Genomic DNA, 4,112 nt, shown 5'->3' with positions numbered 1-4,112 from the left:
AGTCAGCGCGACTGGCTTCAACAAGCCAACGTTATAGGATGTTAAAGTCGAGCATCGCGTTAACTTAATTATTTAAATTAAATTTCACCAGGGAATTTTAGAAAAAAACAGAGAGAGATAAAAAATGCAAGCTTTTATGTCTTGGTTATCTGACTCATTTGCACCTGCTATGCAAAATTTTACCAAGCGGCCTTGGGTAGCCGCAATTTCTGGAGCGATGCAAAAAAATATACCGTTTATCTTAGCCGGTTCACTTATCTTTTTTTATAACGTATTTCGTTCTTATTTTTTATTCCTGCCTGATCTTGGCAAGATTGCCAATTATTCCTTCGGAATGCTCGGTTTAATTACGGCTTTTATGATTGCAAATCAAATGATGGAGAAGCTGTATCACTTTCGTTATACGCTAATTGCCGGACTCACTTCGATTTGTGTTTACATGATGTTCATTAAGCCAGAATTTATCGATGGTAATATGCTCGTCAGTTTTGATCGCTTTGGCCCGGCGGGAATATTATTAGGTATTGTCACCGGGTTGTTTGTTTCTTATCTCTTTCATTTATATACCAAGTTAGGATTCTTGCAAGAAAGTTCTTTACCTGATTTCGTTGTCGGCTGGATACATGCGATTATTCCTATCTTGATTTCCATCGGCTGCGGCCGGCACATTGCTGGTCTTTACTTTTGATATTGATGTTTTTTCTAAACTGCTGTCGCTCTTTTCTCCTATCGCTGCCTTCGGGCAAACCCTGCCCGGCTTTATTCTCATGGCGCTAATTCCTGCCATCGCCATGTCTATGGGGATTTCCGTCTGGACGTTTACAGGCCTGCAAATGCCAATCTTCATGCTTGGGATTACGGCCAATATTGCGCAGGTGGCTGCCGGTCAACCGCCGACGAATATCGTGACTTACGAAACCTTATTCACCGCAGCTTTAATTACGATGGGCGGAACAGGTGCAACACTTGCCCTGAATCTTTTAATGCTGTTTTCGAAATCCAGAGAGCTGAAAACAACGGGCTATATCTGTATCGGTCCTTCTTTTTTCAATATTAACGAACCGTTGGTATTTGGTGCGCCAATTGTCCTTAACCCGCTCTTAATGCTGCCAATGTGGATCAATGCCATTACCAGCCCAATTATTGTATGGATTTTCATGCGCTCAGACTGGCTAAATATCCCCGCGAAAATGATCCAGGTTGGACAGATACCGGCTCCATTTTCCAGTGTCATTATTACGGAAGACTGGCGGGCAATTATCTGCTATGGCGTGCTTATGGCGGTTTTCCTTATCACTTGGTATCCCTTCTTTAAGGTTTATGAAAAAAAACGTATTGAGGAAGAATGTGCCAATACAAGTCAACAGAATTAATGTGTTTAATTTCATCAGGAAATTTAAAAATGAACCGTGAGGACAATATCTTAACTCCCGTTGCTCTGGAAATTATTCTCAATGCAGGTAATGCAAGAGAAAAAAGTGAAGAAGCCATTAAATATGCGCATGTTGGTGATTTTAAAAATGCCCATTTATATCTGGATAAAGCCAGAAAAATGATGTTATCTGCTCATCATGCCCAAACTGATATTATTCAGAAAGAGACTCAAGGGGAAAGTTTTTATTTAGATCTGTTATTTATCCATGCTCAGGATACATTAATGACTATCCGCAGTGAGCTTAATTTGAGAAAAGAAATAATTAGCCTTTATGAATTAATTCATAAAATGACCAATGAAAACAAGTAAAGGAAAATGCCATGATAAAAAATAGTGCTTTATTTCCAGAGAATTTTCTTTGGGGTGCATCAAGTAGTGCTTATCAGGTTGAAGGTGCCGCAGAAGAGTATGGTAAAAAACTGTCACAACAAGATGTTATTAATCACAATCCAGGTTTTGCCGATACCCATATAACCAGTGATCATTACCATCGCTATAAAGAAGATATTGCGTTAATGAAAGAACTTGGTTTGAAATCTTACCGTTTTTCTGTGGCCTGGTCGCGTATTTTTCCGGATGGCATCGGGAAAGTGAATGATAAGGGAGTCGAATTTTATCATAATCTTATCGACGAACTGTTGAAAAATGGAATAACGCCGATTCTGACGCTATACCATTATGATATGCCTATGGCGCTGGTCGAAAAATATCATGGCTGGATTAATCGGCAAAGTGTAGAAGATTTTGCCTATTATGCCGAATTTGTTATTAAAGAATTTGGCCAGAAAGTGCAATATTGGCTAACCATCAATGAACAAAGTATTATTGTGCAATTCTGGACGAAAAAGTGTTTGATCCCAGAGCACTATCTGCATGATGAACAAATCAAATATCAGATCAACCATCATATGAATCTTGCCCATGCCATCGCCTGCAAATTAGTTCATCAGTGGGTTCCCAACGGTTTGGTCGGCGCTGCCTTGGGCTATTCCGCCATTTATCCACTCACCAGTAAACCAGAAGATAATTTGGCCGCTCAAAATGCCAATGATCTGCGTAATTACTACTTCACCGATATCTACCTGAAAGGGCACTATAATCAGCCAGCACTCATCTATCTAAAAAATCAGGGGCTGGCACCACATATCGAAGCGGGTGATATGGAATTGATTAAAGAAGGTTATTCTGATTTTCTGGCCATTAATTATTATTGCAGCCATGCCGCTGCCGCCGCACCCAAAGGTGCCCAACGGCGAATGGATGGCTTTAATCCAACCGGTGTTAAAGGGCAAATTAATGGGCATGAAATTCAGCCCGATTTCTATCAAATCCATAAAAACCCACATCTTGATACAACCGACTGGGATTGGGCAATTGACCCCGTTGGATTGGAATATCTTTTGCGTGATTTATATACCCGTTATCAGAAGCCATTGATGATCACAGAAAATGGCTTTGGGGCCGATGATAAGTTGGAATCTGATGGCTCGATTCATGATGATTATCGCATTAACTATATTCAACAACATATTAATGCCATTAAGCGGGCAATGGATTATGGCGTTAAAGTGATTTCCTATAACCCGTGGAGTTTTATGGATCTGCTTTCTACCAGCAATGGATATAAGAAACGATATGGTTTTGTTTATGTTAATCGAACAGATGAAGATATTAAAGATCTTTCCCGTTATAAAAAAGATTCGTTTTACTGGTATCAGAATGTTATTCAAACTCAGGGTGGTTCATTAAAAAAATCCTGATCTTATTTTTATACCAGTCCAACTTCAAGATGCGTGTTATATTTCCCCTCTGCGCGGGGAAATATAAGGTCTCGCGTCGTCTTGCGGATTGCAGCTTGAAGTTTATCGAGCATATACCGAATAAATTTCGGGCGATAGTTTTAAAGATAAAAGATATATAAGCAGGTAAATTTTATGGTTGAATATTCGGTGATTGTTACCGCTCCTTCCGGGCTGCATACGCGGCCCTGCGCCCAACTCTGTAATTTTGTTAAAAATTACAGTGGCAAAATTGAAATGATCAAAGGCGATAAAAGTGTCAATCTAAAAAGCATGTTTAAAGTGATGTCAATGGGAATAAAAAGTGGTACTGAGGTGATTATTCGGGTTGAAGGCGATAATGAGAAGGAAATGGCAACATCGGTCGTGGAATTCATCCGTAATATAAAAGACTGAGCCATTGATCTTATTAATCCATTTAAATTAATCCAATTAATCCTAAATAAGGAGTATTATTTTGTGATTTCTTTTGACGAAATGGAGTATATTGCACATTGCTTAATATCCCCGACACAATTAAACAAATATATTAAATACGGTCATGTCAGCGCCGTGATCCAAAGTAAATCTGGACATATTTATACTGGTATTAATATCGATACGGCTTGTTCTATGGGGTTTTGTGCAGAGCACAGTGCCATTTCTGAGATGATAAAGCAGGGTGAAACACAGATAATCAGGATTATTGCTGTCAATCGGCATGGCAATATCCTTCCTCCCTGTGGACGTTGTCGGGAATTTATCAGCCAAATAAATCCAGAAAATAGCCATGCAGAAGTCAAGGTCACGCAAGAAAAAATTTTGTTTCTTAGTGAGCTATAGCAAAATCATCATAACATGGCATATTCAATATGCTCTGTAAACAGCTCATCAACTGA

The 4,112-nt window shown here is 39.3% G+C and carries 6 protein-coding genes; all 6 read left to right on the top strand.

Features of this window, described 5'->3' with window-relative positions:
- Positions 1-124 precede the first annotated feature (124 nt).
- Positions 125-688, top strand: a complete 564-nt coding sequence (locus AAY47_RS22505) for a hypothetical protein (protein WP_200897818.1) — start codon at positions 125-127, stop codon at positions 686-688.
- Positions 669-1,373: a PTS transporter subunit EIIC gene (locus AAY47_RS22500; protein ID WP_235428423.1), complete on the top strand. Its 705-nt coding sequence runs from the start codon at positions 669-671 to the stop codon at positions 1,371-1,373. Before AAY47_RS22505 ends, AAY47_RS22500 begins: the two co-directional genes overlap by 20 nt.
- The gene (locus tag AAY47_RS19435) at positions 1,346-1,744 is read left to right on the top strand and encodes a PTS lactose/cellobiose transporter subunit IIA (protein ID WP_235428422.1); all 399 of its coding nucleotides are present in this window, start codon (positions 1,346-1,348) and stop codon (positions 1,742-1,744) included. The genes AAY47_RS22500 and AAY47_RS19435 overlap by 28 nt, the downstream gene beginning before the upstream one ends.
- An 11-nt stretch (positions 1,745-1,755) precedes the next feature.
- Positions 1,756-3,195, top strand: coding sequence for a glycoside hydrolase family 1 protein (locus AAY47_RS19430; protein ID WP_047772010.1), 1,440 nt, complete (start codon positions 1,756-1,758; stop codon positions 3,193-3,195).
- Between the two features lie 174 nt (positions 3,196-3,369).
- Positions 3,370-3,630 (top strand): HPr family phosphocarrier protein, encoded by a 261-nt coding sequence (locus AAY47_RS19425; protein ID WP_047772009.1) that lies wholly within the window; start codon positions 3,370-3,372, stop codon positions 3,628-3,630.
- A gap of 63 nt (positions 3,631-3,693) precedes the next feature.
- Positions 3,694-4,056 carry a cytidine deaminase family protein gene (locus AAY47_RS19420; protein ID WP_200897817.1) on the top strand — a complete coding sequence of 121 codons (363 nt, stop codon included), beginning with the start codon at positions 3,694-3,696 and terminating at the stop codon, positions 4,054-4,056.
- The last annotated feature ends 56 nt before the right edge of the window (positions 4,057-4,112 follow it).

The organism is Xenorhabdus griffiniae (assembly GCF_001028135.1).
Lineage (GTDB): Bacteria > Pseudomonadota > Gammaproteobacteria > Enterobacterales > Enterobacteriaceae > Xenorhabdus > Xenorhabdus bakwenae.
Note: the sequence above shows the minus strand (reverse complement) of the source record. Positions and strands in the feature narration are given on the sequence as shown.